Origin of the sequence: Mesorhizobium sp. M4B.F.Ca.ET.089.01.1.1, assembly GCF_004022605.1 — a bacterium.
GTDB lineage: Bacteria > Pseudomonadota > Alphaproteobacteria > Rhizobiales > Rhizobiaceae > Mesorhizobium > Mesorhizobium abyssinicae.
The window spans coordinates 1-931 of sequence record NZ_RZOS01000967.1 but is presented as its reverse complement, the minus strand read 5'-3'; the positions used below and the strand labels follow the sequence as shown (position 1 = coordinate 931).

Annotated in this window: 2 pseudogenes; both read left to right on the top strand. The window is 58.8% G+C overall.

Features of this window, described 5'->3' with window-relative positions:
* Positions 1–363: pseudogene (locus EN780_RS39270) on the top strand (hypothetical protein); the annotation flags it as partial.
* A 49-nt stretch (positions 364–412) separates the two neighbouring features.
* Positions 413–931: pseudogene (locus EN780_RS35380) on the top strand (gamma-glutamylcyclotransferase); the annotation flags it as partial.

Genomic DNA, 931 nt, shown 5'->3' with positions numbered 1-931 from the left:
CTGGTAGGGCGACGGACTAAGGGCAAGAAGCCCGGTGACTGGCTGTTCCATGAATTGGCCAACGAACGGGACGCGGCGGCGGTGACGACCAAACGGTTCACGCGCTACCGGGTGGCTTGTGGTGTTGACGACAAGCGGGACGGTAGGCGCAGGAGCTTGGTCAACTTCCATTCGTTCCGGCGCTGGTTCGTCTCTCAGGCGGAACAGGCGGGCATACCTGAGACGACCGTGGCGGCTGTTGTCGGGCACGTCGAGGGGCGCAAGTCGATCACCTTCGGGGTTTACTCTGGAGGACCGAGTGATGCGCAGAAGGTGGCATGTGTGAAGGCCGTGAAGTTGCCGCAGCCGCCACTTGCGGGTTGACGCCAAACCTGAGCAGACTTGTGGCAGCAAACGAGGAACAAACGCGCTGATGTTGCCCGCAACCGAGGAGGAGAAAGCCGACGTCGTCAGGTACTTACTGTCACAATCGCCAGCCCGCACGAAGGTGACATTCCTTCAGAAGGTTTATTCCGAGGCGCTGATCGGCCACCGGCACGATGTGTGGGATGTTCATACGGGCAAGGGCCGTTGGTGGGTGATTACCAATCCGACAAATCTTTATTCGCAAGAACAGTTCCCAAACATGGACCTTGCGGTGACATTTCACATGGGCCTCTGCTTGCGTATCCCGCGCACCCAACAACAGCGCAAGTCCGATAGACGCATCATCCCGTTTGGGAGTGTCTTCACACATCTGGTTGAGGCCACAGATGCACTGGGGCAGGCCCAGAATGTGCCTGACTATCAAGCCATAGGGATGCGAGCGCGCGAGGCTCTTCTCGCGTTCATCCGCGCCGCTCAAGACATTACAGAGTGGACCATGGAGCCGGCCCCGAAACGCGCCGACTTTCGCGCTTGGACTGACTTAATCTGCAATACAGCATTAGGC